Source organism: Thalassospira sp. MCCC 1A01428, assembly GCF_002115825.1.
Classification (GTDB): domain Bacteria; phylum Pseudomonadota; class Alphaproteobacteria; order Rhodospirillales; family Thalassospiraceae; genus Thalassospira.
The window spans coordinates 1-3,163 of the sequence record NZ_JFJZ01000109.1; the positions used below are offsets into that span (position 1 = coordinate 1).

The following is a 3,163-nucleotide window of genomic DNA, read 5'->3' on the forward strand; positions in this document are numbered from 1 at the left end:
CCCTAATTGCCTTAATCGCGCTCCTGGGGCTTCTCAGCGGCTTTGCAGGGGGTGTCACGGTGGTCCGTTCCGGTCTGACCATGAGCACAGAGATTGGATGCGAATACCTTGGCGGACAGTGGGGACAGCGCCAAGAGGGTGCGTTTGTCTGCTGGCGAGAGGTTCCGTAACCCCTTTGCTAAGCCATTGGGAGGGGGGAGCCGCCCGCAAGGGCGGGGGGAGGGCCTGCCCTCCCACAGGGGGGTCGAGGTCGCGAGCCGAAGGCGAGGACAGGGGGGGTGCAGCCCCCCGCGGCCTCTCTCAAACGGCACTAAAATCGAAGTTATCCACAGGCAAAACGGCTTTCGCCCTGTTTCTAAGATTCTAGTTTCCAGATTCAGGGCCGAATCGTCATTTATTTTCAATTAGTTACGCGCTTAAAAGGGAGGAATCAGGCTCAATCGGGGAGGAATCAGGCGCGAAAAGGGAGGAATCAGGCGCGAAAAGGGAGGAATCAGGCGCGGGGGGTGATTGACCGGGGAGCTATCTTCTTATAAACTCCCTTTTATGCCCGCAATCTGTAGCCGAAGTACCATTTAAGCCATTGAAAGAAAACAAACGCACCAAAACGATTGATGTCATCACCGCCGCCAAGGATCGGGAATTGATCGTTGCCGGCGAACTGGTGGACATGCACTTTCCGAAAGGTGCTGGCCTGTCCTTGCGGGCTGCAAAGGCATGGGTTGCCATGCTGGACCATGCCGGAGCGCAGATACTTGATGATATTGAGCACACGGCACCCCTCCGCGAAATCGTAAAGGGCTGGCACCAAAGCAGCCACGAGCTTGAAGAGATCGTCCAGGAGCTGCACCAGACCACGATCAGCCTGACTTATGTGGATCGCAGCGGGCTACGCCGCCGCAAGAGTACCGTTCTGGTGGCTGATATCGACCGCCCCCTGGACACTGACGCAGCGGAAATCAAATGGCGCTACAGCAACGGCGTCAGGCAATTGGTCAAGAACTCACACCACTGGGCCGCGATCAGCGCCCGCGCCGTCTACGCCATGGAATGCAAGTATTCGCCTTGGCTCTACCAGCTTGCCGCCCTCCATGCCGGACGGCGCGAGGTGTCAAGGGACTGGCCCCTGCATGAGCTACGCGAACGGTTAGGCGTGACGGCCCCCAGTCTCCGCCGCTGGCAGGATTTCAAACGGGTTGTCCTCGAACCCGCCGTTGCCGAGGTCAACCACCTGACCGGAGTGCGGATCGACTGGCAGCCCGTGAAACGGGGTCGTACCGTGGTGGCCGTCCGGTTGGCCTGCTGGTGCAAAGACGACAAGGAAATCAAGGAAGCCGCCGCCGAACAGGCCCGCCCACGCCCCGGACGCAAGGCCCGCCGTCAAGGAACGGTTGAACAGATCGCCGAGGAGCAAGCGACTTTGCGCCGGGAGATCGAGGAAAGCCTTGCCTCCCTGCCTCTCTCCTCTGTAGAGTAGTAAAAAGTATTACTTTGGAGTGAATAACGATGTCCGCCACCAGTGCCACCAGCGTGAAGCTAGAACCCGACGTGAAAGAACGGCTCCAACGGTTGGCCGATGCTCGCCACCGCAAGCCGCACTGGCTGATGCGCGAAGCGATTGGCCAATACGTCGAACGCGAGGAAAAGCGCCAAGCCTTCTACGACGATGCCCGCAAGGCTTGGGAAGAATACCAAGCCACCGGCCTGCATGTGACTGGCGAAGAGGTTGAAGCGTGGCTAACCGAATTGGAAGCCGGGAACGATGTGGAGCCGCCGAAGTGCCATCGTTGAAATGGTCGCCGGAGGCTGTGAGCGACGTTCAACGGCTTTATCGCTTCTTGGCATCGAAAAACCCGAATGCCGCAACACGGGCCGTTCGGGCCATACGGGCAAGTGTTCGGATTTTAGCGGAACAACCGGAGGCAGGTCGGCCGACCAATCCGACTGACATGGAATTACGGGAATGGCTGATCGACTTCGGCCGAGATGGCTACATCGCCCTTTATCGTTTTGATGGTGACACGGTTGTTGTTCTGGCTGTACGGCATGGCCGGGAGGCTGGGTTTGCTTAAACCTACATCCCGAATTCAGGCCCACCACGACCTCGGCCACGGGTTCGATTCCTCTCCGGTTTCCGCTCCTGCTCGCGCTGCTTCTTGCGTTCCTGAAGGATCTTCTCGGCCTGCCTGATCTGTAGGGCATCATCCAGCTTGCCCGTGTCGATCTGCGCCAGCTCGGCCATGATCCGTGCTCCACGGTCCATGACCTGGCTGGCCGCCTCTTTCGCCTTGGCCGTCAAGCGCTCCACCATCTGCCGCGCTTGCTGCATCGCTTGGTTGGCCGCAATCCTCATCCGGTTCATGTCCCCTAATTCGGTCTTGATGCCGCGCCGTTCCATCGCCGCAGCTGATGGCCCCAGATGAATGGTCGGGGCCTCATCGATGCCGCGCCGCGCATGGCTGCGATGATCAACCTCAAGCGCCAGGTCATGCGCCTGATAAGCTGAATTCACCCGTTCGGCCCAAGATTTCCGCCAAGTTTCGACAAGCTCCTTGTCGTTCCAACTGCGGTCTTTCTTGGCGGCGAAGCCGTCGCCCTCGATAGGGCGAAGGGTCAGCATGATATGGGCGTGCGGCTGCTCGCGCCCGTCGCTGGCATCCGGGCAATGAATGGCAACATCGGCCACCATGCCCCGGTTGGTGAATTCGTCTCGGACAAATTCCCGCACCAACTGACGGCGGGCCTCGGCTGGAATTTCCCGTGGCAAGGCAACTTCGACCTCGCGGGCAAGCTGGGCATCCTTCCGGCGTTCGGCTTGTTCGACCCGGTTCCAAAGCTGTTCGCGGTCTTTGGTCCAGTCGGCGGCACCGTCCGGGGTCATGATCTCGGAATGCTCAACATGCTGCTTGCGGGAATAGTCCTGCACCTCGCCCGTTTGCAGGTCGTGAAGTTTCTCCCCTGCCCGATAGGCAGCGGAGGCGATGGCGCTTTGGCCTTTGCCTCTGGAGATAACTTTAACGCTGCAATGGTAGGTCGCCATTTTCCTTGTCGTCCTTAAGGGGTAAGCGCGTCGCGCTAGGGGGATTCCCCCTGTTGAGATCGCACACATTGCGCAGCAATGTATAAGTGCGCTCTTTCTCATTCTTTGAAAGGGAGTTTAAGG

Annotated in this window: 4 protein-coding genes; 3 read left to right on the forward strand and 1 reads right to left on the reverse strand. The window is 59.2% G+C overall.

The window, feature by feature from the left end; all coding sequences use genetic code 11:
* Positions 1-583 precede the first annotated feature (583 nt).
* From THS27_RS25975 to THS27_RS25985, 3 genes are read left to right on the forward strand one after another with little or no spacing between them, the layout of a single operon-like run.
* A complete protein-coding gene (locus THS27_RS25975; RefSeq protein WP_085595882.1) occupies positions 584-1,477 on the forward strand; it encodes a replication initiation protein in 894 nt (297 codons plus the stop codon).
* Positions 1,478-1,506: 29 nt separating this feature from the next.
* Positions 1,507-1,791: a CopG family ribbon-helix-helix protein gene (locus THS27_RS25980; RefSeq protein WP_085595884.1), complete on the forward strand. Its 285-nt coding sequence runs from the start codon at positions 1,507-1,509 to the stop codon at positions 1,789-1,791.
* 17 nt (positions 1,792-1,808) lie between these two features.
* Positions 1,809-2,072 (forward strand): type II toxin-antitoxin system RelE/ParE family toxin, encoded by a 264-nt coding sequence (locus THS27_RS25985; protein WP_210403028.1) that lies wholly within the window; start codon positions 1,809-1,811, stop codon positions 2,070-2,072.
* 2 nt (positions 2,073-2,074) lie between these two features.
* Here THS27_RS25985 and mobQ read toward each other — a convergent pair whose 3' ends face one another.
* Entirely contained in the window at positions 2,075-3,040 is a 966-nt protein-coding gene (gene mobQ, locus THS27_RS25990; protein WP_168185025.1) for a MobQ family relaxase, read from the reverse strand.
* Positions 3,041-3,163: the final 123 nt, after the last annotated feature.